Annotated in this window: 17 protein-coding genes and 1 pseudogene; 7 read left to right on the top strand and 11 right to left on the bottom strand. The window is 72.8% G+C overall.

Annotated features, from left to right (window positions below; genetic code table 11):
• Nucleotides 1-21: 21 nt before the first annotated feature.
• The 6 genes from OOJ98_RS33490 to OOJ98_RS34880 form a co-directional block, all read right to left on the bottom strand.
• The gene (locus OOJ98_RS33490) at nt 22-717 is read right to left on the bottom strand and encodes an ABC transporter ATP-binding protein (protein WP_267058897.1); all 696 of its coding nucleotides are present in this window, start codon (nt 715-717) and stop codon (nt 22-24) included.
• The gene (locus OOJ98_RS33485; RefSeq protein ID WP_267058896.1) at nt 714-2,528 is read right to left on the bottom strand and encodes a dipeptide/oligopeptide/nickel ABC transporter permease/ATP-binding protein; all 1,815 of its coding nucleotides are present in this window, start codon (nt 2,526-2,528) and stop codon (nt 714-716) included. The genes OOJ98_RS33490 and OOJ98_RS33485 overlap by 4 nt, the downstream gene beginning before the upstream one ends.
• Nucleotides 2,528-3,610 (bottom strand): ABC transporter permease, encoded by a 1,083-nt coding sequence (locus tag OOJ98_RS33480; RefSeq protein ID WP_267058895.1) that lies wholly within the window; start codon nt 3,608-3,610, stop codon nt 2,528-2,530. The genes OOJ98_RS33485 and OOJ98_RS33480 overlap by 1 nt, the downstream gene beginning before the upstream one ends.
• Nucleotides 3,607-5,190: an ABC transporter substrate-binding protein gene (locus tag OOJ98_RS33475; protein ID WP_267058894.1), complete on the bottom strand. Its 1,584-nt coding sequence runs from the start codon at nt 5,188-5,190 to the stop codon at nt 3,607-3,609. Before OOJ98_RS33475 ends, OOJ98_RS33480 begins: the two co-directional genes overlap by 4 nt.
• A gap of 615 nt (nt 5,191-5,805) precedes the next feature.
• On the bottom strand, nt 5,806-6,711 hold the full coding sequence (locus OOJ98_RS33470) for a serine hydrolase (protein WP_267058893.1): 906 nt from the start codon (nt 6,709-6,711) through the stop codon (nt 5,806-5,808).
• Entirely contained in the window at nt 6,708-9,068 is a 2,361-nt protein-coding gene (locus tag OOJ98_RS34880; RefSeq protein ID WP_323177962.1) for a serine hydrolase, read from the bottom strand. The genes OOJ98_RS33470 and OOJ98_RS34880 overlap by 4 nt, the downstream gene beginning before the upstream one ends.
• A gap of 169 nt (nt 9,069-9,237) precedes the next feature.
• Here OOJ98_RS34880 and OOJ98_RS33455 point away from each other — a divergent pair, with 169 nt between their 5' ends.
• Complete coding sequence (locus tag OOJ98_RS33455) at nt 9,238-9,825, top strand: isochorismatase family protein (protein WP_267058892.1); 588 nt, start codon at nt 9,238-9,240, stop codon at nt 9,823-9,825.
• Between the two features lie 77 nt (nt 9,826-9,902).
• Here OOJ98_RS33455 and OOJ98_RS33450 read toward each other — a convergent pair whose 3' ends face one another.
• Together OOJ98_RS33450 and OOJ98_RS33445 are read right to left on the bottom strand one after the other, a co-directional pair.
• Nucleotides 9,903-11,540 carry a CdaR family transcriptional regulator gene (locus OOJ98_RS33450; RefSeq protein WP_267059091.1) on the bottom strand — a complete coding sequence of 546 codons (1,638 nt, stop codon included), beginning with the start codon at nt 11,538-11,540 and terminating at the stop codon, nt 9,903-9,905.
• An 8-nt stretch (nt 11,541-11,548) separates the two neighbouring features.
• Nucleotides 11,549-12,370 (bottom strand): aspartate/glutamate racemase family protein, encoded by an 822-nt coding sequence (locus OOJ98_RS33445; protein WP_267058891.1) that lies wholly within the window; start codon nt 12,368-12,370, stop codon nt 11,549-11,551.
• Nucleotides 12,371-12,867: 497 nt separating this feature from the next.
• Here OOJ98_RS33445 and OOJ98_RS33440 point away from each other — a divergent pair, with 497 nt between their 5' ends.
• The 6 genes and pseudogenes from OOJ98_RS33440 (at nt 12,868) to OOJ98_RS33415 (ending at nt 18,908) form a co-directional block, all read left to right on the top strand.
• Nucleotides 12,868-13,824 carry a hypothetical protein gene (locus tag OOJ98_RS33440; protein ID WP_267058890.1) on the top strand — a complete coding sequence of 319 codons (957 nt, stop codon included), beginning with the start codon at nt 12,868-12,870 and terminating at the stop codon, nt 13,822-13,824.
• Nucleotides 13,825-13,887: 63 nt separating this feature from the next.
• Complete coding sequence (locus OOJ98_RS33435; RefSeq protein ID WP_267058889.1) at nt 13,888-14,934, top strand: FAD-binding oxidoreductase; 1,047 nt, start codon at nt 13,888-13,890, stop codon at nt 14,932-14,934.
• A 33-nt stretch (nt 14,935-14,967) separates the two neighbouring features.
• Nucleotides 14,968-16,767: a carbamoyltransferase C-terminal domain-containing protein gene (locus tag OOJ98_RS33430; protein ID WP_267058888.1), complete on the top strand. Its 1,800-nt coding sequence runs from the start codon at nt 14,968-14,970 to the stop codon at nt 16,765-16,767.
• Between the two features lie 123 nt (nt 16,768-16,890).
• Nucleotides 16,891-17,370 carry an SRPBCC family protein gene (locus OOJ98_RS33425; RefSeq protein ID WP_267058887.1) on the top strand — a complete coding sequence of 160 codons (480 nt, stop codon included), beginning with the start codon at nt 16,891-16,893 and terminating at the stop codon, nt 17,368-17,370.
• Nucleotides 17,371-17,381: 11 nt separating this feature from the next.
• A pseudogene (locus OOJ98_RS33420) lies at nt 17,382-17,993 on the top strand (histidine phosphatase family protein); the annotation flags it as partial.
• Between the two features lie 411 nt (nt 17,994-18,404).
• Nucleotides 18,405-18,908, top strand: a complete 504-nt coding sequence (locus OOJ98_RS33415; protein WP_267058886.1) for a nucleoside deaminase — start codon at nt 18,405-18,407, stop codon at nt 18,906-18,908.
• A gap of 99 nt (nt 18,909-19,007) precedes the next feature.
• On the opposite strand, the gene xdhC is transcribed toward OOJ98_RS33415, so the two are convergent.
• From xdhC to OOJ98_RS33400, 3 genes are read right to left on the bottom strand one after another with little or no spacing between them, the layout of a single operon-like run.
• The gene (gene xdhC, locus OOJ98_RS33410; RefSeq protein WP_267058885.1) at nt 19,008-19,817 is read right to left on the bottom strand and encodes a xanthine dehydrogenase accessory protein XdhC; all 810 of its coding nucleotides are present in this window, start codon (nt 19,815-19,817) and stop codon (nt 19,008-19,010) included.
• A gap of 1 nt (nt 19,818) precedes the next feature.
• Entirely contained in the window at nt 19,819-22,245 is a 2,427-nt protein-coding gene (gene xdhB, locus OOJ98_RS33405) for a xanthine dehydrogenase molybdopterin binding subunit (RefSeq protein WP_267058884.1), read from the bottom strand.
• A complete protein-coding gene (locus OOJ98_RS33400) occupies nt 22,242-23,720 on the bottom strand; it encodes a xanthine dehydrogenase small subunit (RefSeq protein WP_267058883.1) in 1,479 nt (492 codons plus the stop codon). Before OOJ98_RS33400 ends, xdhB begins: the two co-directional genes overlap by 4 nt.
• Between the last annotated feature and the right edge of the window lie 20 nt (nt 23,721-23,740).

Here is a 23,740-nt window from a genome sequence, read left to right as displayed (position 1 = left end):
GCGGTGCAGGTGAGTTGAGGGTCAGGTCCGCGCCAGTGACGGGACCGCTTCGAGCAGCGTGCGGGTGTACGGGTGGCTCGGCGCGCCGATGACGTCCCCGACGGGCCCCGCCTCCACCAGGTGGCCGTGGCGCATCACGGCGACCGCGTCGCACACGTACCGCACGACGGCCAGGTTGTGCGAGATGAACAGCATCGTCAGGCCCAGCTCGGCGCGCAGGTCGCGGATGAGGTTGAGGACGGCGCCCTGCACCGAGACGTCGAGCGCGGAGGTGATCTCGTCGGCGATCAGGACGTCCGGGCCGGCGGCGAGGGCGCGGGCGATGGCGACGCGCTGGCGCTGACCGCCGGAGAGTTCGCGCGGGTAGCGGCGGGCGTGCGCGGCGGGCAGCGATACGAGGTCGAGCAGCCGGGCCACCTCCGCGTCGCGCCGGGCCCGGGGCACGCGGGAGCCCTCGGCGATGGCGTCGCCGATCCGCATCCGGGGGTTGAGGGAGGAGTACGGGTCCTGGAAGACCATCTGGACGCGGCCGCGCTCCACCCCCGTCACCGTGCCGCGGTACGGGGTGAGGCCGGCCACCGCGCGGGCCAGCGTCGACTTGCCCGAGCCGGACTCGCCCACCAGGCCGGTGACCGTGCCCGGCGCGACATCGAGGCTGACGCCGCCCACGGCGGTGAACGCGCCGAACCGTACGGTGAGTTCGCTGATCCGCATCATGCCTCCCAGCACGCGACGTGGTGCCCGGCGGCGCGGGCGGTGAGCGGCGGCGGCGCCGAGCAGCGGGCGCCCGCGAGGGCGCAGCGGTCGGCGAACGCGCAGCCGTCGCCGACGTCGGCGGGCGAGGGCTGGCGGCCGGGGATGGTGGCGAGCGGCAGCGCCCGGTCGGTGTCCATGTCGGGCAGCGAGCCGATGAGCGCCCGGGTGTAGGGGTGGCGGGCGCGGCGCAGCGCGTCGGCCGGCAGCTCCTCGACGACGCGCCCCGCGTACATGACGGCGACGCGGTCGCACACGTCGCTGACGACGGCGATGTCGTGCGAGATGAACAGGGCGCCCGCGCCGGTGGAGTCGACGACCTCGCGCAGCACGCGCAGCACCTCGCGTTGCACGGTCACGTCGAGGGCGGTGGTCGGCTCGTCGGCGATGATCAGACGGGGTGTGCCCATGAGCCCCATGGCGATGACGGCGCGCTGGCGCATGCCGCCGGACAGCTCGTGCGGGTACTGGCGGACCACGGCGGCCGGTTCCTTGATGTGGACGCTCCCCAGGCGTTCCACCGCGCGCGCCCGCGCCTCGGCCGGGGTGGCGCCGTCGTGCAGGGTGGCCACCTCGGTGAGCTGCCCGCCGACGCGCAGCGCCGGGTTGAGGGAGGCCGTCGGGTCCTGGAAGACCATGGCGAGCGAGGCGCCGAGCAGCGCGCGGCGCTCGGCGGGGGCGAGGCCGTCGAGTTCGGTGCCGCACAGCGCGGTGCGGGCGGCGGCGACGATGCCGGGGTAGGGCACGATCTGGCCGATGGCGGCGGCCGTCATGCTCTTGCCGCTGCCCGACTCCCCGACCAGGCCGACGATCTCGCCGGACCGTACGGTCAGCGACACCGCGCGCACCGGGGTGATCCCGCCGGGGAAGGCCACGGTGAGGTCGCGCACGTCGAGCACGGCGTCCGGGTCGGGGGCGTCGGCGGCGGGCGCGACGACCGGGGCGACGGGAGCGCCGGCCGGTTCGGCGGCACCGGCGGCGGCCTTGGCGAAGGCGTCGCCGAGCAGCATGAAGGCGAGCCCGGCCAGGGCGACGGCGAGCGCGGGCGCGGCGACGACGGCGGGGGTGACGTAGACGTGCCCGAACGCCTCGTTGAGCAGCCGCCCCCAGTCGAACGACGGCGCCTGGACGCCCATGCCGAGGAACGACATCGCGGACAGGCCGAGCAGCGAACTGCCCATCGCCTGAGCGGTGTTGAGGATCAGCGGTTCCGCGATGTTGGGCAGCAGATGCCGGGTGAGCACCCGGTGCGGCGGCACGCCCAGCATGCGGGCGGCGGCGATGTAGTCGGCGCCCGCGACGGACGCCGTCAGGGTGTGGGTGAGGCGCGCGAACGCGGGGGCGAGCGCCACCCCGATGCCGAGGACCGCGCCGCGGGCGCCGAGCCCGGTCACCACCGCCGTGAACATCGCGAGGAGCAGCGCGGGGAACGCGACGAGCAGGTCCACGGCGGCGACGACGAGCCGGCCGGCCCGGCGCGGCAGCAGCGAGGGCAGCGCCCCGAGCAGGACACCGCCGACCGTGCCGATCAGCGTGGCGAGGAAGGCGAGGCCCAGGGTGAGGCGGGTGGCGACGAGGGTGCGCGCGAGCAGATCGCGGCCGAGCGCGTCGGTGCCGAGCCAGTGCGCGGCGCCCGCACCCTGGTTGATCCGGTCGGGGTGGATGGCCGCGGCCCGGTCCCCGAGCAGCGGCGGCGCGACGAGGGCGAGCACGATCAGGGCGGCGACGAGGACGGCGGCGGCCAGGCCTGCGGGGTGTCTCATCAGGCGGCGCATCAGCCCTCCTGGCGGGTGGCGGCGGACGGGGAGGGTGCGCCCGAAGTGGGGTGCGGGGCAGCCGACTTGGGGTCGAGGACGCCGAGGGCGAGGTCGACGAGGAAATTGACGACCAGGACGAGCGCGCCGTAGACGAGGATCATGGCCTGGGCGACGGGATAGTCCTTCTGCGTGATCGCCTCGACGGTCCGCCGGCCGAGCCCCGGCCACGCGAAGACGTTCTCGACGAGGACGCTTCCCGTGATCAGCCCGCCGAGCAGCAGACCGCCCATGGTCAGGGTCGCGGTCAGCGTGTTGGGCAGCAGATGGCGGCCGTACAGGCGCAGCGGCGGGAGGCGTTTGGCGTGCGCGAGCCGCATGTAGTCGGTGTCGAGTTCGCGCAGGGTCTCCACCCGGGCGAGACGGGCGATCATCGCGGCGGGCGCGATGGCGAGGGCGGTGACGGGCAGTACGTAGGAGGCGGGGCCGGTGAGTCCGGCGGGCGGCAGCAGGCCGAGCCCGAGGGCGAAGACGAGCAGCAGGGCCAGACCGTAGAGGTACTCGGGGATGGCCACGGCGGCGCCGGTCAGCGTGGTGAACGCGGCTTCGGTGGCGGGCCCGCGTCCCCGGTGGGTGCGCACGGCGCCCCACATGCCGAGCGGGATCGCCACGGCCAGCGCGACGAGGGTGGCGAGCACCGCGAGGGAGAGCGTGTTGGGCAGCCCCTGGGCGACGATGTCGCCGACCGGCTGCGAGGAGAAGAACGACGTACCGAGATCGCCGGTCGCCAACTGGTGCACGTAGTGGGCAAATTGGGCGGGCAGCGAGGCGTCGAGGCCCATCGCGGCGCGCCGCTGGTCGACGAGTTCCTTGGGCGCGGTCGGGCCGAGCATCTGCCGCAGCGGGTCGCCGGGGATGAGGTGGATCATCGCGAACGAGGCGACGACCAGCACCGCGAGGCTGACCGCGAGGCGCAGCAGGTGCCGGGCGAGGAAGAGCGGGGTGAGCCGGCGGGCGCGCCGCACGCGCGGGGCCCGTCCGGGCAGGGGCGCGCGGGTCGCCGAGGGGGCCGGGCGGTCCGAGGGGGCGGGGCGGGGGGTCACTTCGTGGCTCCCGTCATACGGATCGACGTCGGGTCGAACAGCCCGGCGGTGATGCGGAAGGTGGCGTCGTACGCGGCGGTGGCCAGCGTCTTGTCCACGACGGGCACCAGGTCGCGGCTGTCGAGCAGGGCGCTCTCGGCACGCGCCCACGTCGCGCACCCGGTGGTGCCCGGCAGCTTGTCGGCCCGAGCGGTGAGGTCGTCGTACGCCTTGTTCGTCAGGTGCGCGAAGTTGCCGCCGTCGGGCGTGAACGGCCCCGAGAGGGAGCCGGTGAGCTGGGTGGGCAGGGTGACGCCGAGCGGCGCCCAGTCCACGTCCCAGTCCTGCGTGACGGACTCGACCTCGCCGTACGCGGCGTCGGACAGGGCCCGCAGCCGCACGTCGGCGCCGGCCTTCTGCCACGCCTGGGCGAGGTACTCGGCGGCGGCCGCCATCGTCTCCCCGCCGGACGTCCCGTAGATCATGCGCAGGGTGAGCTTCCTGCCGTCCTTGCGGCGTACGCCGTCGCCGGAGCGGCGCCAGCCGGCGGAGTCCAGCGCGGCCCCGGCGGCCCGGGTGTCGAAGGCGGGCAGGTGTCCGGTGACGGTGTCCTCGGAGCACGGCCGGGGCTGCATCACAAGGCCGGTGGGGCGGCGTCCGGTGCCGCCGGTGGCGATGGCGCCGAGGTCGGTGAGGTCGACCGCCTGGAGCAGCGCGGTACGGACCGCCGGGTCCTGCCCGGGGTGGCCCGCGCCCTGGTGGAAGAAGAACTCGTGGGTGCCGTTGGGTGCGACGGTGGTGTCGATGCCGGGCACCCGGGTCACCCGGGACCGGTCGGGGCCGGCGAACTGGGCGCCGTTGAGCTGGTGCGAGAGGAGCAGGTTGGCGGCGGTCGCCTCGCTGCCCACGACCTTGAGGACGACCCGGCCCGGCGCGTCGGCGGGGACGCCCGCGCCGCCGGGCCCCCACGCGTAGCCCGCGCGGCGGGCGAAGGCGTAGCTCTGGCCGGGCCGCGCGGACGTCAGGCGGAAGGGGCCGGAGCCGGAGGTGGCGCGCGCGAGCAGCGAGCGGTCCTTGAGACCGGCGCCGCACACCACGAACAGATAGCGCGTGGACTGCAGGATGAACGCGAACGGCTGGGGCGTGGAGAGGGTGACCGTGCCGGCGGCGTCGTCGGCCTTCGCGGTCAGGCCCTGCGGGACCACGACGCCGAGCGCCGGAGACTTGGTGGCCGGGTCGGTGAGGTGGGCGACGTTGGCGGCGACGGTGCGGGCGGTCACGGGGCTGCCGTCGGCGCAGGTGACGCCGGGGCGCAGGGTGAACGTGACCGACGAGGGGGCGACGGCCCAGCGGTCGGCGAGCCCGGAGACCACTCGGCCGTCGGGGCCGATGTTCACCAGGGTGTCGTAGGCGAGCGACAGGGCCGTGTAGGTGGTGGTGTTCTGCACCTGGGCGGGGTCGAGCAGTCCGGGATCGCTCTTGATCGCGTAACTGAAGGTGTCGCCACCGGCCGATCCGGCTCGGCCGGTACCGCAGCCGGCCGCCAGCAGCGACACCGCGAGACAGGCGGCGAGCGCTGTGGCTTTCGTCTTGGGGGGCATGGGGGCTCCTCGGGGCGGATGGGTGGCCTCACCCTGACGACTCCTGGCCGGAATTGATTCAGCCCCGCCGACAAACCCCCCCGCCCAACTTGGGACCCGGGCCCCAATCCGGCGATGCCGGGTGCGCTACGCGGGGCTGTGCCGTTGGCGCGGCTCCGCCGCGGTGGGCGCGGGCGGGGGTTGCGGCTCCGGGTGCCCTACCAGGGGCGCGGGGCTGTGCCGTTGGCGCGGCTCCGCCGCGGTGGGCGCGGGCTGCGGGCGTCGACGCCGGGTGCCCTACTTCTAGGGGCGCGGGGAACTGCGCGGGTGCCCCAGCACGGTCTGCTGACGAAGGCCGGGGTTGCTGGGGCTCCGCCCCAGGCCCCGGGATGGCCCCACCCCGCCCCTTCCCGAAACCCTCCGGGGGCGGGATGAGGGGGCTGAGGTACAGACCCCTGGGGCTCTGCCCCAGACCCCGTTCGCGCCCGAAAGGCGCTCGTCCTCAAACGCCGGACGGGCTGAAAGCGCGCCCGTGCTCAAGCGCCGGACGGGCTGAAAGCGCGCTCGTGCTCAAGCGCCGGACGGGCTGAGGATGTGCATGCTGCCCGGCATCGAGTGGCGACCCTCGCCTGAGGGTCAGCCGCGGAGGTGGTCGACCGCCAGCTTCGCCGCCTCGCCGATCACCCGGTCCGCCCGCGGCTGGCGTACGTCGGGGACCGGGGTGCGCAGGAAGACCCCGACCGCGTACCGCCCGCCGTCGGGGTACTCCACGACCCCCGCCTCGTTGCGGATCGCGAAGTCCGTGCCGGTCTTGCCCGCCGTCCGGACGGTGCCGGGGAACCCCGAGACCAGGCGGTGCTGCCAGACCTGCCGGCTCATCAGGGAGCGCACCTCGGCGCACGCGCCCGACGGGCCCGCCTCGTCCCGCCAGATCGCGGCGAGCAGCGCGGTGACCCCGCTCGGGGTGCTCGAAGGAGCGACGCCGGGATCGTTGACGCTCAGCGCCATCAGGCGCTCCGGCGCGATGCCGGCCAGCTGCTCGTCGAGCCCGCGCGCCGGGTCGAGACCCAGCTCCCGGCGGATGCCGTCGTCGAGGGCGGCGCAGGACGCCACGCCGAAGTCGGGGTGGCCCAGGGCGTCCAGGGTGGCGCGGACCCGCTCGGGCCCGACGACGTCGAGGAGCAGATCGGTGGCGGCGTTGTCGCTGATCGTCATCATCAGGAAGGCCAGGTCGCGCGTGCTCGCCTCCACGTCGTGGCGGCAGCCGTCGGTGGCCGCGCCGCTGCCGGAGCGGTACGCGGCGCTCACCGTGTGCCGGGCCGCCGGGTCGAGGGTGCCCGCCGCGACCTGGCGGGCGTACTCCAGGGCGATGGGAATCTTGAACACCGAGGCCAGCACGGTGCGTTCGTCGGCACGGTGGCCGAACTCGGCCCCGGAGTCGATGTCGCGCACGTGGACGAAACCCTCGACCCCGGCGCGCTCGAAGAGGGAGGTGAGCGTCGGGCGGACGCGGTCCTCGGTGTCGTTCGCGGCGTTGGTCATCGGGGGGTTTCCTTCCGGGAGGAGGAGGAGGAGGAGGAGGAGGAGGCAGGGGCGGGGCGGGCGCGGCGCAGGTGGTCGACCGCGGTGCGGGCCGCGCGCCCGATCGCGTCGTCGGCGGCCGGGTCCCGCCCGCCGAGCGTGCGGGTGCGCAGGAACACGGCCACCGCGTATCGGCCCCCGTCGGGGTACTCCACGACGGCGGCCTCGTTGAGGACCCCCCACAGGGAGCCGTTCTTCGCCGCGATCCGTACCGCGTCGCCGAGGTCCCCGAACCCGGCGACGAGCCGGTGCTGAGACAGTTGACGGCTCATCAGGTCGCGTACTTCGGCGCAGGCCTCGGCAGGTCCGGCGCGGTCCTGCCAGATCGCGGCGAGCAGGCCGGTGATCTCGCGCGGGGTGGCCGAGGCGGAGCGGCGGGGGTCGAGCATGGCGAGGTTCCTGATGCGGTCCTCGCCGACGGCGTCGAGCTGCGCGTCGAGATCGCCGTCGGCGTCCAGCCCGAGCTCCGCCCACACCGGGTCCCACAGCTCGCGATAGCGCCCGACAGGGATGCGCGGGCAGCCCAACTCCTGTGCCACCGTGCGTACGTGCTCCGTCCCCAGGATCTCCATGAGCTTGTCCGTGGCGGCGTTGTCGCTCATCGACATCATGAAGAACGCCAAGTCGCGGACGCTCATCGTGACGTCGTGCAGACAGCTGTCGGTGCCGATGCCGCCGCCCTCGCGGTTGACGGCGGTGACGGTGTGCCGCGCCGCGCGGTCCAGGACGCCGGCGGCGGCCTGGCGGGCGTACGCCACGGCGGCCGGGATCTTGCGGATCGACGCGACGGTCACCGGCTCGTCGGCCCCGACGCCGATCTCCTCGCCCGTGCCGAGGTCGACGGCGTGCAGGAACCCGGTCACGCCGGCCTCGCGGAACACGGCGGCCAGCGCCTCGCCGACGGGCTCGGGGTGCGTGCCGGAAGTCCCGTACACCGTAGGCGACTTGGGTGTGGCGCGGCCGCTGTAGTGCAGGTACGAGGGGCCGTCCGCGCGGTGCTCGAAGACGACGGCCCGCCACATCGGGTCGTCCTCGTCGCGCCCCACGAAGGTGGTGGCGTTCACCGGGGTGAGGGTGAGGGTCCTGGTGGGGGCGAGGCCCACGAGGATCCCGGTGGGCTCGGTCCGCATCCGCAGCAGGCCCTCACCGCCCTCGTCCCGCGTGACGTGGATGCGGCTGCCGGCCCGCTCGTAGACGCCCGTGAACGCCGCGGTGTCCACCCGGACCGGACGGGCGGGCGGCGCGATCGGCTCCGAGACCGTCAACTCGTGCAATTCCGCGAGGAGTTCGGTGATGACCCGGTGCTGGAACTCGGCGTCACGCCCGCCGTCGACCAGTAGCGCGACGACCGTGCCGAGGTCGGGCAGCAGCCACAGGGCGGCGTGCTGGCCGATGGTGTCACCGGTGTGCGAGGCCACCTGGTGGCCGTCCCATTCATCCAGGCACCAGCCGATGCCCCACTGGCTGCCGCCGTCGTGCGGGTTGGGCAGGTCGACCTGGGGCCGGCGCATCGCGGCCGGGTCGGCGAGGAGCGCGCCGGGCGTCAGATGGGCGCGCCCGAAGGCGACCACGTCGGCGGCGGTGGCGCAGATCAGCCCCGCCGGGCCGACCGACCGGGGCAGCCCCCAGGCCGGCGCCGGCGCGCCCGACGCGCCGTGGCCCATCGCCGCGCCGAAGCGCAGCACGTCCTCGGGGAGCGTCCAGGTGTGCGTGAGGCCGAGCGGTTCGCAGATCTGCTCGCGCAGCGCCCGGTCCCACACCGTGCCGGTGAGCCGCTCGATCACCCGGCCCGCGATGACGAAGCCGGAGTTGCAGTACGAGTGAGAGTCCCCGACGGGGAAGGTCTGGTCGAGCTCCGCGCACGCGGCGACGTACCGCTCCAGGCAGTCGTCGCCGCGCCCGGTGTCGAGGAAGAGGTCGCCGTCGATGCCGGAGGTGTGGGTGAGCAGGTGGCGCAGGGTGATGCGGGCGGTCGCGTCGGGGTCGCCGACCGCGAACCCGGGCAGGACGTCCACGACGCGGGTGTCCAGCGCGACAGCCCCCCGCTCGACCAGGAGCATGAGCTGGGTGGCCGTCCACACCTTGGTGACGGACCCGATCTGGAACAGCGAATCGGGGCGGACCGGGGCGCCGGTCGCCGTGTTGAGGACGCCGGTCACGTAAGTGTGCACCCGGCCGCCGTGGGCGAAGGCGAGGCTCGCGCCGGGCACCTCGCACGCGGCGGCGAGCTCCGCCAGGCGCGTGGCCCAGCGGTCGGTGTCGGGTCGGGGTGCGGGCCGGGATGCGGCCGGGCCCCGTCGTTCCAGGTCCGGGTTCACCGGCGTCCTCCCTCGGCTCCAGCGGTCAGGGCGCCAGCGTGGCACGGACGCCCGCGCCGTTCTTGGTCCGCGCCGACGAAGGAGCGGGGCGCGGCTTGGTCGGGCGGACGACTTGCCGGGGCGGCTCCGTTTCTAGGGTGGCGGCACCGCGACGTACGAGGAGACGGACATGCCCCTGCTGGACCGCGACGACTGCACCCTGGTGATCATCGACGTGCAGAGCGACTTCTATCCGCCGGGCCGCGTCGACGTGGACCGCGAGCGCTTCGACGCGATGGTGCGGCGCGTCGCGTGGCTGACCGCCGTCGCGGACCGCCTCGCCGTCCCGGTCGTGGTCACCGAGGAGGACCCCGCCACCAGCGGGCACACCGTGGCGCCGATCCGCGAGGCGCTGCCCGCCGGAGCCGTGACGCTGCCGAAGAACGCCTTCGCCGTCTGGGACAACCCTGCCATCGCCGCCGCCCTCGACGCCACCGGCCGCTCCACCATGGTCCTCGTCGGCATCGAGACGGACATCTGCGTGGCCCACTCCGCGATCCAGCTGCACCACGCGGGCAAGCGGGTCGCCGTCGTGGACGACGCCACGTACTCGCCGGGACCGGCCCACGAGCGCGGGCTGCGGCGGCTCGCCGGCCGGGGCATCGAGACGCTCTCGGCCAAGGAGGTGTTCTACGACTGGGTGCGCACCATCGAGCGGGCGAACACCTTCCACGACGCCCACGGGGAGCTGACGGTGCCGCCGGGCGTACGGCTGTGAACGCGGCCGGGATGTGAGCCGGTGGTGTCCGGGCGGGGCGGGGGACCGCCCGGACATCGGGGCGGGCCGGGGGCCCGTCAGGCCTCGGGGTCGTACAGGCCCATCAGCCGCAGCTCCAGCATCGCGGCGAACCGTGCGGCGGGGTCGCCGAGGTCGATCCGGCCGACCTCGGCGACCCGGCGGATGCGGTAGCGGAACGTGTTGGGATGGACGAAGACGCTCGCCGACGCGGTGATCACATCCCCGAACGCGTCGAGCCAGGCCCGCAGCGTCTCGACGAGGTGGGCGTTGTGGCGGCGGTCGTACGCCACCAACTCGGCGATGGATCCGGAGAGTTCGTCCCGGTTGGCGACCGCGAGGTCCCGCATCTCGATGAGGAGCGCGTCGATGTAGACGTCCCCGATCGCGGCGACCCGGCGGGTGGCGGTGGCGCCGCCGGACAGGACGCGCAGCGCGCGGTCGGCGTTGGCACGGGAGCGGGCGAGGGCGGCGGGTTCGGGGGCGAGGGAGCCGATCCCGATCACCGCGCCCGCGCGGTTGCCGGTGCGCTCCAGGAAGTTCGAGGCCACCTTCAGGGCCCGCTCGCGCGCGGTCGCCGGGTCGCCCGCGACGGGGAAGAGGGCGTACGCCACGTCGCCGAGCAGCGCGACGGCGGAGCGCGGCTGCACCGCGGTCAGATGGACGGCGAGCGCGCCGGCGAGGCGCTGGCGTTCGGCGGTGACCTGGGCGTGGTCGGCGTCCGCGAGCGGTGCGAGGCCGAGCGCCATGACGAGGAGGGGCCCGTCGGCGAGCCCGAGCCGGCCGAGCGCCTCGACGGCGCCCGAGCCGCCTTCGAGCGCGGTGGTCACGAGATCCGCGCGGAGCCGGTTCTCGGCGTCGGTGCCGGCGCGGAAGCGCAGCATGTGCAGGGCGACCAGCTTGGCGGCCTCCTGGAACGCCTCCTCCCGCTCGGGGGTGAGGGGGGTGCGCACCGCGGCCCAGACGGAGCCGAGGATCTCGTCGCCGGCGCGCACCGCGATCGCGACGCGGGGCAGCGCGACCTCGTCGCCGAGCGTGGGCGGCGGGATGTGCACCGGCTTGTCGCTGCGGTACAGCTCCTTGAAGACGCCGTGTTCCTCGTGGATGCGCAGATAGCGCTCGGGCACGCGGCGGGCGAGGATGCTGGCGACGCGGGGGGCGTCGGCCTCGTCCTGGCGGCCGGAGAAGGCCAGGATGCGCGAGCGGCGGTCCTCGATGGTGATGGGTGCGTCGAGGAGCGTGGCGATGGCGTTGGCCAGCGCGAACAGGTCGCCCGACGGGACCCCGCCGAGGGTCTGCTCGCCGGCCTCTCCCACGTCGCCCTCCGCGAGCAACGTCCGCAGCATGGCGGCGATTTGGGCCCAGGAGGCGCCCCGGGTCAGGGCGAGCAGGGCGGTGCCTGACTCCTCGGCGGCGGCGCCGAGGGTGCCGTCGTCCTCGACTGGCCCGCGCACCACGAGCGCGGCGGCGCCCAGGCGGCCGAGGTCGCGCAGGAGCCGGCGGATCTCGTCGCCGCCGTGCACCCCGACGCCGAGCACGATGGCCCGCTCCGGGTAGTGCTGCTCGTCGTGCGGATCGTGGATGCCGACACCGCCGAGCTCGCCCTCGGCTCCGGGATCGCCGTGCAGCAGATCGAGGAGGGTGGGGCCGAGATCTTCGAGCACCCGGCTCAGGCTCCGGGCGGGGTGCGTCGACATGTGCCTGATCATCTCCGCAGGTTAGGACCGGCGCGGCGGTACGCGTCCGTAGCTGCGAACGAGATTACGCCGTCGCCCCCGTACCCCGGAACGAATCCTTCCGCGGGCGGCCGCCACAGGCGTTCGAGGGCCCGCTCGACGAGTGCGTCGGCGGAGTCGACGACGGGGAGCAGCCGGGCGGCGGCGCCCGCGATCAGCGGGATCTCGGTGCAGGCGGCGACGGCCACCTGCGCGCCGCGCTCCCTGAGCGCCTCGGCGGCGGTGCCGATCCAGCGCTCGGGCCCGTCGTCGCCGTGCGCGGTCGTCGCCCCTGCCTTGACGGCTCGGATGGCCGGGTCGACGTAGGCCCGTTGGACGTCGTCCGGCACCTGGACGATGTTCAGCCCGAGCCGCTCGCCGGCCTGCTCGTAGAGGCGGGCCGTGCGGGTGCCGCGGGTGGCCAGGACGCCTACGCGGCGTACGTCCGGCCCGCTGCGGGCGGCTCGGCGCAGGGCCGCGCCGATCATGTCGAGGACTTCGGCGCCGGTCGCCCTCGCCACCTGCTCGACGTAGGCGTGGGCGGTGTTGCACGGCACGGCGATGCAGGTGGCGCCGGCCTGCTGGAGCCAGCGGGCGCCCTCCACGAGGGCGGGCAGCGGGGAGGGGCCCTCGCCGAGGAGGGCGGTGGTGCGGTCGGGGACGGCGGGGTCGGCCCAGATGAGCACGGGGAGGTGGGCCTGGTCGGCGTGGGCGGGGGTGCGTTCGACGAGGGTGCGGTAGAACGCGGCGGTGGCCAGGGGGCCCATGCCGCCCAGGATCCCCAACGTGGGCCGTCCTCGCCGCACACCCATGTCCCCGCCCTCCCTTTCGACCTCGTCCCCGCGCATCCTCCGGCACGGGGGCCCGCCGCGGGTCGTAGCGCCCACCCAATCCCCCCCTCCCCCTTCGGCCCCCACCACCAGCCGCGTGGGGCTCCGCCCCAGACCCCGTTCGCGCCTAAAGGGCGCTCGTCCTCAAACGCCGGACGGGCTGAGGATGCTCGGGCTGGGCGCCCCGCCGAGGTCGGCCCCGCCAGGGGCGCGGGGAACTGCGCGACCAGCCGCGCACGGTCCGCAGGTGAAGGCGGGGTTGCCGGGCTGAGGCGGACCGGCGTCGAGGAGGGGAGCGGGTGGCCGGCCGGGGCTGAGTAGCTTGGGTGCACAACCCGTTTCAGCTGCGGTTCCGTAGAAAGACACAAACAACGGAACCCAGGAAGATCACGGCTTCATGGTTTCAACGCCTGGCCGGAATACGCCGGTTGGCGATGTACTCCTGGGACAGCAAGCCGCACCAACGAACGGGGAACGCCTTGTCCGAGAAGTACGAAAAGCTGTCGGATCGTCAGATCGAGATCTCCTGGCCCGACCTGGGCATCACGGTCACCGCCGACCTGGACGACCGCAACCCGGCGCTCGCGGACGCCCTGTGGGAGTCGCTGCCCTACCAGAGCCTCCAGGGCCACGCGCTCATCGCGGGCGAGCACCTCTACCACGTGTCCCCGATACCCGCCCTGCTGCACACCCCGCACGACCTGCGCATCCCCGACCGGCGCGAAGCCCCCGACGGCACGGTGTTCTGTTCGGGGCTGCAGCACCTCGGCATCAAGTACGGCACGCTGACCGAGCCGATGCCCGCCACGCCCGTCGGGCAGGTCCGCGCGGCCGACATGCCCGCGCTGCTCGAAGCCGGCGCCGCGATCTGGGAGGCCGTCTACTCCACGAAGAAGCAGATCGTCGCCGAGGTCCGCCGCGCGGGCGAGCAGGGTGGCCACAGCATCCCGGAGCTGCCCGCCGCCCACGCCGGCGCCGCGCGCCTGATCGCCGACGTCCACGCCGAGACCGAGAAGATCTGGCTGGATCCGCCCGTAGAGCTGGACGGCCTGCACCGCGGCGTCATCCCCTCGCAGGCCGGCAACTTCGGCACCGTCCTGCCCACGCTGCTCTTCGTCAACGGCGAGACCCGGCCGCTGGGTTACGCGGCGTACGGCGGCATCGTGCGCGGCGCCGTGCAGGGCATGCCGCTGGACTCGCTCAAGCACATGACGCGCCTCCTGGTGGGCGTGCCCGCCGAGTTCCTCGGCTACTGCGGCCTGGAGAAGCTGTGGGCGTTCACCCAGCGCTTCCTCGACGTCCTCGACGACCTGGACCGCGACGACTTCTACGCCGTCGCCAGCCAGATGGCCCTCTACATCAACTGCCTTGGCGGCTGGAACCTCCAGCTCTACCCGTGGGAGACCGGCGACCACCTGCGTCAGCAGGCGGCCTGAGACGGTGCCGGCCACCCCGCGCCGACCGTCCCGACCCGTGAATCCATCCCACAGGAGGAGAAGTTGAGCGCCCTGCCCGCCCGCGCCGATGCCGTCGTCATCGGTGGGGGAGTCATCGGAACCTCGGCCGCGTACCACCTCGCCGAAGCCGGCGTGGACACCGTGCTGCTCGAACGCGGAGGCCTCGGCGGCGGAGCCTCCGCCCACACCGCGGGCATGGTCCGCACGTACTTCCCGGGCGACCCCCGCACCGGCGCGATGGCCGTACGGAGCCTGAACGCCTACCACGAGTTCGCCCGCCGCACCGAGGCCCCGCTCGCCATGAAGCGGCTCGGATTCCTGGCGCTGTTCACCGAGGAACAGCAGATCGCCGACTTCGAGGCCGGCCTCCAGGCCCAGCGCGCCGCCGGCGTCGAGGTCGGCCTGATCAGCGCCCGCGAGGCGGCCGAACGCAACCCGCTGGTCAACGAGCGGGCCGTGCTGGCCGCCGCCTGGTCGCCCCAGGCGTACGACGTGCAGGGCCTCGACATCGTCCGCGGCTACGCGGCCGGCGCCCGCAACCACGGCGCCCGGCTGTTCACCCACACGCCCGTCCTGCGCATCGACGACGACAACACCCTGCACACCCCGCGGGGCGCCATCAAGGCGTCGACCGTGGTGTGCACCGCCGGGCCGTGGTCCGGCGAGGTGGCCTCCATGGCCTCCATCGACCTGCCCCTGACGCCACGTTCGATGGAGATGCTCTTCACCGACGAACTGCCGTTCCAGCAGGCCGAGTTGCCGATGGCGATGCACGCCTCTTCCGGGCTGCGGATCCGGTCGTGGAAGGACCGCGTCCTGCTCGCGATGGGCGCGCCGAGGCCCGGCGAGGAGCGCGCGGCCTGGCTCGGCCGGATCTCCGGCCACCTCGGCACCCTGTTCCCCTCGCTGGACGGCATCGGCCTGCACCGCGCCTGGTCGGGCGATTTCGACGCCAGCCCCAACAACACCGCCTTCATCGGCGCCGACCCCACCCGCCGCTTCCTGTACGCGGCCGGATTCACCGGCGCGGGCCTGTGCCAGGCGCCCGCGGCCGGGGAACGCCTCCGCGACCTGCTGGTCGTCACGTAGAGCCCCCAACAGGCCGCAACAGGAAGGAATGCAGTGATCGTTCTGGGATGTAATGGTTTCAGCCGGGTCTCGGAGTTCTTCTCCGAGCGCTTCGGCGCGACCGGCATCAACAAGCACTACCTCTTGGGCCACGACGCCGCCGCCGCGCTCCTCGTGGACGGCCGCCTGGTCGCCGCGGTGGAGGAGGAGCGCCTCAACCGGGTGAAGAAGACCACCGACTTCCCCGAGCACGCGGTGGAGTGGTGCCTGAAGGAGGCCGGCCTCACCTTCGACGACGTCGACCTGTTCGCCTTCCCCTGGAACTGGTCCGCGCAGGTGCTCGACGAGATCGTCGACGGCATCGGCTCCGCACCGCTTCCCGAGGACGACAAGGCCCGACTCGTCGGCGACATGCGGGACTTGTTCGAGCAGGTCGTCAGCCACGAGGCGATCCTCGCCGACTTCGAGGCCCGCACCGGGTACCGTCCCGACCCGGCCAAGGTCCGTTTCGTACCGCACCACTTGGCGCACGCGACGACCGGCTACTACCTCGCCGGCATGAAGGACGCCGCGTTCCTCGTGAGCGACGGCCGCGCCGAGCGCTTCTCGACCCTGACGGGCGAGATCCGCGACGGCCGGATCACCGTCTTCGAGTCCACCGTGACGGGCTCCGAGAACTCCATGGGCACCCTGTTCTCCGCCATCACCCGTTTCCTCGGCTTCGTCCCCAACAACGACGAGTACAAGGTGATGGGCCTGGCCGGATACACCGGCCCGCCGTCGCCCAACCCGTTCGTCGAGCACCTGCTGCGCCTGCACGACGACGGCACGTACTCCTTCAGCAAGCCGCTCCGGACGGACGACGTGCACAGCCACGACGCCCTGTTCGAGGAGTACTTCGGGCCCTTCGAGGACACCCTCGCCTACACGGCGCGGGTCTCGGCGGCGGCGCAGGAGATGCTCAACGTGGCCACCGCCCACCAGGTCCGCCACCTGGAGCGGCGCTCCGACCTCGACCTGCTCCTGTTCGAGGGCGGTGTCGCCCTGAACTGCCTCAACAACACGCCGCTCTTCGAGGGTTCCCGCTTCGAGGACATGCAGGTCAGCTTCGGCGCGTCCGACACCGGCATCACCATCGGCGCCGCCGCCCACGCCTGGCTGGGCGACCCCGGCACCGGGCGCGCGGAGATCGACGCCGCCGCCTCGTCCGTCAGCCCCTATGTGGGGCCCTCGTTCGGCGAGGCCGAGATCGAGGAGGCCCTCGAAGGGTTCGCGGGCCGGGTGAGCGTGACCCGGCTCGCCGACGACGAGGTCGTCGGCCGGGTGGCTCAGCTCCTGACGGAGAAGGTCGTCATCGGCTGGTTCGACGGGCGCGTCGAGCACGGGCCGCGGGCACTGGGGCACCGGAGCATCCTCGCCAACCCCGGGTTCACCGACATCAAGGACATCATCAACACGCGGGTCAAGCACCGGGAGCCGTTCCGCCCGTTCGCCCCGCTGGTCCTCGAAGAGCAGGCGCCGAAGATCTTCGACATGGGGCGCAAGACCAGTTCCCCGTACATGACGTTCGTCTTCCCGGTCCGCGAGGAGTACCGGGACCGCATCCCGGGCGCCGTGCACGTGGACGGCACCTCCCGCATCCAGACACTGACGGACGAGGGCACCCCGCGGCTCACGGCGCTGCTGCGGAGGTTCATCGAGCTGACCGATGTGCCCTGCCTGATCAACACCTCGTTCAACGTCGCGGGCGAGCCCATCGTGTGCACGCCGACCGACGCCCTGAACTGCTTCCTGGGCACCGAGATCGACTACCTGGTCCTCGGCAACCACCTCGTCACCAAGACGACCGTCTGACCACGCTCCGTACGGCGGCCCTCCCCTGGGGCGGCTCCCCGTACGGCAGCCATCAGCACACGCGGCACACGCAGCGCACGCAGCCGACTCAGCACCCCAGCACCTGAACAGAAAGGGCACTCCGTGCCGATCCAGCGCAAGCACACCATGTACCACTCGACCATCCTCGACGCCGACCCGGACACCGTGTGGGCGACCGTCCGTGACGCCATGCAGATCCTGGACATCGTCTCCCCGGGCGACCTGGACATCCACCGCGACGTCACCTGGACCGAGGGCGGCTCCGTCGACACGGTCCCGGCCCGCTACGACTTCAAGCTGACGCTGAACGGCCGTCTCGTGCAGCAGGAGATCGCCGCCCGCGACGAGATCAACCGCACCCAGTCCTACCGGGCCGTCGCCCCCACCAGCGGTGTCGCCCGTTACGAGGCCACCATCCGGGTCTTCGCCATCACCAACGACCCCAACCGCAGCTTCTTCGACTGGTCGCGGGTCCTGGACATAGCCGAGGACGCCGACGAGAAGGTCGTCGAGGCGATCATCGACGTCATGGAGAAGCAGACCGACGCCGTACGCGACCACTTCGCGAAGTCCGCGAAGTGAGCGGGGTGACGACGCTCGTACTGCTGCGGCACGGCGAAACCCTGCTCACGCCGCAGCGGCGGCTCTCGGGCAGCGGCGGCACCAACCCGGGGCTCTCCCCGGCCGGACGCCGCCAGGCCCTGGCGACGGCGGAGGCCCTCGCCGGCCGCGGCGACATCGAGGCGGTCGTCACCTCACCGATGCGGCGGTGCCGGGAGACCGCGGCGCCGGTGGCCGCGCGCCTCGGGCTGAGCGCGCAGGTCGAGCGGGACCTGCGGGAGGCGGATTTCGGCTCTTGGGAGGGCCTGACCTTCGGGGAGGTGCGCGAGCGCCACCCGGACGACCTGGCGGCCTGGCTCGCCTCGCCCGAGGCCGCGCCCTCGGGCGGCGGCGAGACCATGCAGGAGGTCACCTGGCGGGCCACCGCCGCGCGCAAGCGCCTCGTCGCCCGGTACGCCGGCGCCACCGTGCTGGTCGTCTCCCACGTGGGGCCGCTCAGGACCCTGGTGCGCCTCGCCCTCCAGGCGCCGCCGCACAGCCTGTTCCGCATGGACCTCGCCGCGGCCTCGGTGTCGACCGTGACGTACGACGAGGACGGCACCGCCACGGTGCGCGGCCTCAACGACACGCATCATCTGGCCTGAACAGGACCCCTCGCGCCGGTCTCGTGGCGGTGGCCGCCGGGAGGCCGCGCGACGGGGCCCACCATGATTCACACCTGCAAAGCAAGGGTTCGCCTCTCGTGCGACTCTACAAGTTCACCAAGCTGACCAGCCAAGTCCTTCATGGGTTCGGTGACTTTCCGTGAAACGGCCGGGCGGATGTACTTGCGATATTCCCGTTAACAGCACGTGAACACGGCCCGGAAAGGACAGTGAGGCTGCTCATGCCCACCCTGTTCCTGTCCGGGCCCTCGCGTGCAGGGCTGACCGGAACCCGTCGTGCCAAGTGCGTGGTGTCGGCGAGCCGCCTTCCCCTTCGGCCCCAGTCGCGCCGATCTCCCGTGTGTGCCGCACATGCGGGGACTCCCCACAGTCAGTGACAAAGGAGAGACCATGACCGTGCACACGCACGAAACGAGCATCCAGGAGCTTGAGCGCACCTGGCTGGACGAGGCCATCAACCTCGCCACGACGAGCGTGCTGAACGGCGGCGGTCCGTTCGGCGCACTGATCGCCAAGGACGGCGAGGTCGTCGCGATCGGGAACAACAACGTCACCTCGCACCTCGACCCGACCGCTCACGGCGAGGTCACCGCGATCCGTGCCGCCTGCCAGAAGCTCGGCACGTTCTCGCTGGACGGCTGCGTCCTGGTCACCTCGTGCGAGCCCTGCCCGATGTGTCTCTCCTCCGCCCTGTGGGCGCGCGTCGACCGGATCATCTTCGCCGCCGACCGCGACGACGCCGCGGTGGCCGGTTTCGACGACCGCAAGTTCTACGACCTCTTCGAGAAGCGTTCCGCGGACCTGTGGCCGCTGGAGATCGAGCGCGTGGAGATGGCGAACCGTACGGCGCCGTTCGACGCCTGGGTCGCCAAGACGGACCGCATCGACTACTGAGCACCCGAGCATCCGAGTACCTGAATACCTGGGTAGCACCGAAAGGGCCCCCACGCTCGCACGAGCGTGGGGGCCCTTTCGGTGGTGGCGGTCCCGTGGTCAGTCGATCTCGTGCTCGAAGGTCCGCAGCAGGTCCGCGGCGACGCTCACGGCGATCGTCGCGGGCTCCTTGCCGGTGACGTCGGCCAGGCCGATCGGCGTCTTGATCCGGTCGATGGTGGCGTCGTCGTGACCGCCCTCGGTGGAGAGCCGCTTGCGGAACCGCACCCACTTGGCCGCCGAGCCGATCAGCCCGATCGACCCGAGGTGGCTGGTGCGCAGGGCGGCGTCGCACAGCGCGGCGTCCTCGGCGTGATCATGCGTCATGATCAGCACGTGGGTGCCGCGCGGCAGCTCTTCGAGCACCTCCTCGGGCAGCAGCGGCGTGTGGTGCACATGCACCTGCGCCACCGCGTCCCCGAGGACGTCGAGCCGCTCCTCGGTGAGCATGTCGGCGCGCGAGTCGATCAGATGCAGATCGAGGTCCTGGCGGGCCAGGATGCGCGCCAGTTCCAGACCGACGTGTCCGACGCCGAACAGCGCCACCGCCCGGACCACCGGCAGGGGTTCGAGCAGCACCGACACGGTGCCGCCGCAGCACTGGACACCGTGCTGGTTGGTCACCTTGTCGTTCAGGGCGAAGTCGATCAGCTCCGGCTCGGGCTTGGATGCGTCCAGCATCTCCCGGGCCCGGTCGATCGCGACGGCTTCCACGTTGCCGCCACCGATCGAGCCCCACGTCCGCCGATGCCCCACCACCAGCTTGGCGCCGGCGTCGCGTGGGGCATGGCCGCGCACGGTCGCGACGGTGACGAGGACGCCGGCTTCCCGGCGTGCCCGCAACCGTCCGACCGCGGCGACCCACGTCATGTCAGGCACCGCTCATCGCTGCAGCGCCGGTCCGGACCTTGCCGTTGGAGGCATGGCCGTTCGCGGCGGAACCGTTCAGGGCGGTGGCGTTCTCGGAGGCCTTGCGGACCTCCTCGATCGCCCAGTACACCGCTTCCGGGGTCGCGGGCGAGGCCAGATCGACACTGGTCCCGCTCGGCCCGAAGGCGGCGGCGGCCTGACGCAGCGCCTCGCGCACCGAGAACGCCAGCATCAGCGGAGGCTCACCCACGGCCTTGGAGCCGTACACGGCGCCCTCTTCGGTGGCGTTCTCCATCAGCGTGACGTTGAACTCCTCGGGCATCTCCGAGAAGCTCGGCAGCTTGTACGTGCTGGCCGCCTGCGTCTGGAGCCGGCCGCGGTGCGGGCCGTCGCTGGTGTCCCAGCGCAGGTCCTCCAGGGTCAGCCAGCCGGCGCCCTGCACGAAGCCGCCCTCGACCTGACCGATGTCGATCATCGGGGAGAGGCTGTCGCCGACGTCGTGGACGATGTCGACGCGCCGGATGCGGTACGCCCCGGTGAAGCCGTCGACCTCGACCTCGGTCGCGGCGGCGCCGTTGGCGAAGTACTTGAACGGGGTGCCGCGGAACGTCTTCGCGTCCCAGTGCAGCCCCTCGGTCCGGTAGAAACCGGCCGCCGACAGCTGGACCCGCTGGAAGTACGCGGTGCGCACCAGGTCGTCCCAGGCCAGCTCCTTGTCGCTGCCGAGGACGCGGGCGACGCCCTCGACGATGCGTACGTCGGAGGCGTTGCCGCCGAGCTGCGAACCGGCCACCTGGTGGAGCCGCTCGCGCAGCTGCTCGCAGGCGTTCTTGATCGCACCGCCGTTGAGGTCGGCACCCGAACTCGCCGCGGTGGCCGAGGTGTTGGGCACCTTGTCGGTACGGGTCGGGGCGAGCCGCACCTTGTGCAGCGGGATGCCGAGGGTGGTCGCGGCCACCTGCATCATCTTGGTGTGCAGGCCCTGGCCCATCTCGGTGCCGCCGTGGGTGATCAGGACGGAGCCGTCCTTGTAGATCAGGACCAGCGCGCCGCCCTGGTTGAAGGCGGTGAGGTTGAACGAGATACCGAACTTGATGCCGGTGATGGCCAGCGCGCGCTTGGTGTGGGGGTGCGCGGCGTTGAACGCGGCGATCTCGCGCTTGCGGTCGGCGACGCCGCCGTCCTCCTTCACCTGCTCCCACACGGAGGAAATCCGGTCGGCCTGGGTGACCAGCTGACCGTACGGCGTGGTCTGGCCGCGGCCCGGCTGGTAGAAGTTGCGCTCGCGCAGCTCCATGGCGTCCATGCCGAGCTGCGGTGCGACGCGGCCCAGGATGTCCTCGATCACCAGCATGCCCTGGGGGCCGCCGAAGCCGCGGAAGGCCGTGTTGGAGACCGTGTTGGTCTTCGCGATGCGGCCGGCGACGCGGGCGTTGGGGATCCAGTACGTGTTGTCGATGTGGCACAGCGCGCGGGCGAGCACCGGCTCCGACAGGTCCAGGCTCCAGCCGCCGTCGGCGGTCAGGGTGGCGTCGAGGGCCTGGATGCGGCCTTCGGCGTCGAACCCGATCTTCCACGAGGAGTGGAAGCCGTGGCGCTTGCCGGACATGGTCAGGTCCTGCGTCCGGTTGAGCCGGAAGCGGACCGGGCGCCCGGTGAGCTTGGCGCCGAGCGCGGCGATGGCCGCGAACCCGTGCGGCTGCATCTCCTTGCCGCCGAAGCCGCCGCCCATGCGCAGGCACTGCACGGTGATCTCGTTGGAGGGGACGCCCAGGATGTGGGAGACGATCTCCTGGGTCTCCGAGGGGTGCTGGGTGCTGCTCTGGATGAACAGCTGCCCGTTCTCGTCGACCAGGGCGAGCGCGGCGTGCGTCTCCAGGTAGAAGTGCTCCTGGCCGGAGAAGGTGAACTCGCCGGTGAAGACGTGCGCGGACTCCGCGAAGCCGGCGTCGATGTCGCCGGTCTCCATCAGGGGGCGGGCACCGTGGAAGCTCTCCGCGGCGATCGCCTCGGCGACGGTGACCAGGGCGGGCAGCTCGTCGAGCTCCACCTCCACGGCGGCGGCGCCGAGCCGGGCCGCCTCCAGGGTCTCGCCGAGCACCCAGGCCACGGCGTGGCCGTGGAACATGACCTCGTCGGGGAAGAGCGGCTCGTCGTGCTTCATACCGGCGTCGTTGACGCCCGGCACGTCGGCGCCGGTCAGGACGCGCACCACGCCGGGCACGGCGAGCGCGGGCTCGGTGCGCAGCGCGGTGATCCTGCCGTGCGCCTTCATGACCTGCACCGGGTACGCGTGGAGCACGTCCTTGGTGCGGTAGATCAGGTCGTCGGTGTAGAGCGCGGTGCCGGTGACGTGCAGCGTGGCGCTCTCGTGCGGCATGGAGACGCCGACGACGGGCTTCTCCGGGAGTTCGGAAAGATGGCTCATGACGAAACCGCCTCGGTGGTTTGCGCGTACAGCTTGTGCAGGCTCTGGCCGAGCATCGCGGAACGGTAGAGGGAGCTGGCACGGTGATCGCTCATCGGCGTGCCCTCGCCGCGCAGGATTCTCGCCGCCGCGTCGACGGTCTCCGCCGTCCACGGCCGGCCTTCGAGGGCCTCCTCGGTGGCGAGGGAGCGGATCGGGGTCGCGGCCACGCCGCCCAGACCGATGCGGGCCTTGCGCACGACCCCGTCCTCGATGTCGAGGGCGAAGGCGACGGCGACGCTGGAAATGTCGTCGAAGCGGCGCTTGGCGATCTTGTGGAACGCGGTGACCTTCGACAGCGGGGTCGGGATGCGCACCGCGCGGATCAGCTCGTCGGGGCGGCGCACGCTCTGCCGGTACCCGGTGAAGTACTCCGCGAGCGGCACCTCGCGCTCGCCGTCGGCGTCCGCGAGGATCAGCGACGCCTCAAGCGCGAGCAGCACCGGCGGGCTGTCGCCGATGGGGGAGCCGGTACCGAGGTTGCCGCCGAAGGTCGCGCTGTTGCGGATGAGGCGCGAGGCGAACTGCGGGAACAGCGCCGCGAGCAGCGGGACGCTGCCGTCGAGGCGGCGCTCGATCTCGGTGAGCGCCTGCGAGGCGCCGATGAGGATGTGGTCGGACTCGACGCGCAGCTCGCGCAGTTCGGGCAGCCGGTCGATCGCGACGACGAGCTTGTCGCGGCGCGAGCGGATGTTGACCTCGACGCCGTAGTCGGTGCTTCCGGCGACGGGCACCGCGTCGGGGCGCTCGCGCAGCAGGCGCGTCGCCTCGGCGAGGGTGTCGGGCCGTACGAAGGTGGCCTCGCCCTGGGTGTACTCGGTGGTGGCCGGCGCGGGCGGCGCCTGGTCGCGGCGCTGGGCCAGCGGGTCGTCCTCGGCGGGCTCGCCGACGGCGTAGGCGGCGTCGCGGATCGGGCGGTAGCCGGTGCAGCGGCACAGGTTTCCGCTCAGCGAGTGCAGGTCGAAGCCGTTGGGGCCGTGCTCGTGGTCGCCGGAGGCGGCCTCGTCCCCTTCGGCGGGCGTCTCGTGCGCGCAGCGGTCGGGACGGTAGTACTCCGACGCCATGCTGCAGATGAAGCCGGGCGTGCAGTAACCGCACTGCGAGCCGCCGCGGACCGCCATCTCCTCCTGCACGGGGTGCAGGACGGGCGCCGTGCCGGGCTCACCGACGGTCGCGAGGCCCTCGGAGGTGATGACCTCCTGGCCGTCGAGTGCGGCGGCCGGCACCAGGCAGGCGTTGACCGCCACCCAGTCCGTCGGCTTGTTCACACCGGGACGCGCCACCAGGACCGAACAGGCACCGCACTCACCCTCGGCGCAGCCCTCCTTCGACCCGGTGAGGCCGCGCTCGCGCAGGAAGTCCAGCACCGTGGTGTGGGCCGCGGCGGGAGCGAGCGGGGTTTCCTTCCCATTGACGGTGATACGCGCCGCTACCATGGCACGTCCTCATTCCGGCG

Source organism: Streptomyces sp. NBC_00083 (genome assembly GCF_026343295.1).
In the GTDB taxonomy this organism is placed as follows: domain Bacteria; phylum Actinomycetota; class Actinomycetes; order Streptomycetales; family Streptomycetaceae; genus Streptomyces.
The sequence above is the reverse complement of the archived record's forward strand: the minus strand, read 5'-3'. Positions and strand labels throughout refer to the sequence as shown.

Coding starts and splice junctions, on each gene's coding strand:
- OOJ98_RS33485 (WP_267058896.1), bottom strand. CDS start 2,528: ATGCGCCGCCTGATGAGACACCCCGCAGGCCTGGCCGCCGCCGTCCTC.
- xdhB (WP_267058884.1), bottom strand. CDS start 22,245: ATGAGCCATCTTTCCGAACTCCCGGAGAAGCCCGTCGTCGGCGTCTCC.
- xdhC (WP_267058885.1), bottom strand. CDS start 19,817: ATGACGTGGGTCGCCGCGGTCGGACGGTTGCGGGCACGCCGGGAAGCC.
- OOJ98_RS33455 (WP_267058892.1), top strand. CDS start 9,238: ATGCCCCTGCTGGACCGCGACGACTGCACCCTGGTGATCATCGACGTG.
- OOJ98_RS33445 (WP_267058891.1), bottom strand. CDS start 12,370: ATGGGTGTGCGGCGAGGACGGCCCACGTTGGGGATCCTGGGCGGCATG.
- OOJ98_RS33475 (WP_267058894.1), bottom strand. CDS start 5,190: ATGCCCCCCAAGACGAAAGCCACAGCGCTCGCCGCCTGTCTCGCGGTG.
- OOJ98_RS33400 (WP_267058883.1), bottom strand. CDS start 23,720: ATGGTAGCGGCGCGTATCACCGTCAATGGGAAGGAAACCCCGCTCGCT.
- OOJ98_RS33470 (WP_267058893.1), bottom strand. CDS start 6,711: ATGACCAACGCCGCGAACGACACCGAGGACCGCGTCCGCCCGACGCTC.
- OOJ98_RS33490 (WP_267058897.1), bottom strand. CDS start 717: ATGATGCGGATCAGCGAACTCACCGTACGGTTCGGCGCGTTCACCGCC.
- OOJ98_RS33450 (WP_267059091.1), bottom strand. CDS start 11,540: ATGTCGACGCACCCCGCCCGGAGCCTGAGCCGGGTGCTCGAAGATCTC.
- OOJ98_RS33415 (WP_267058886.1), top strand. CDS start 18,405: ATGACCGTGCACACGCACGAAACGAGCATCCAGGAGCTTGAGCGCACC.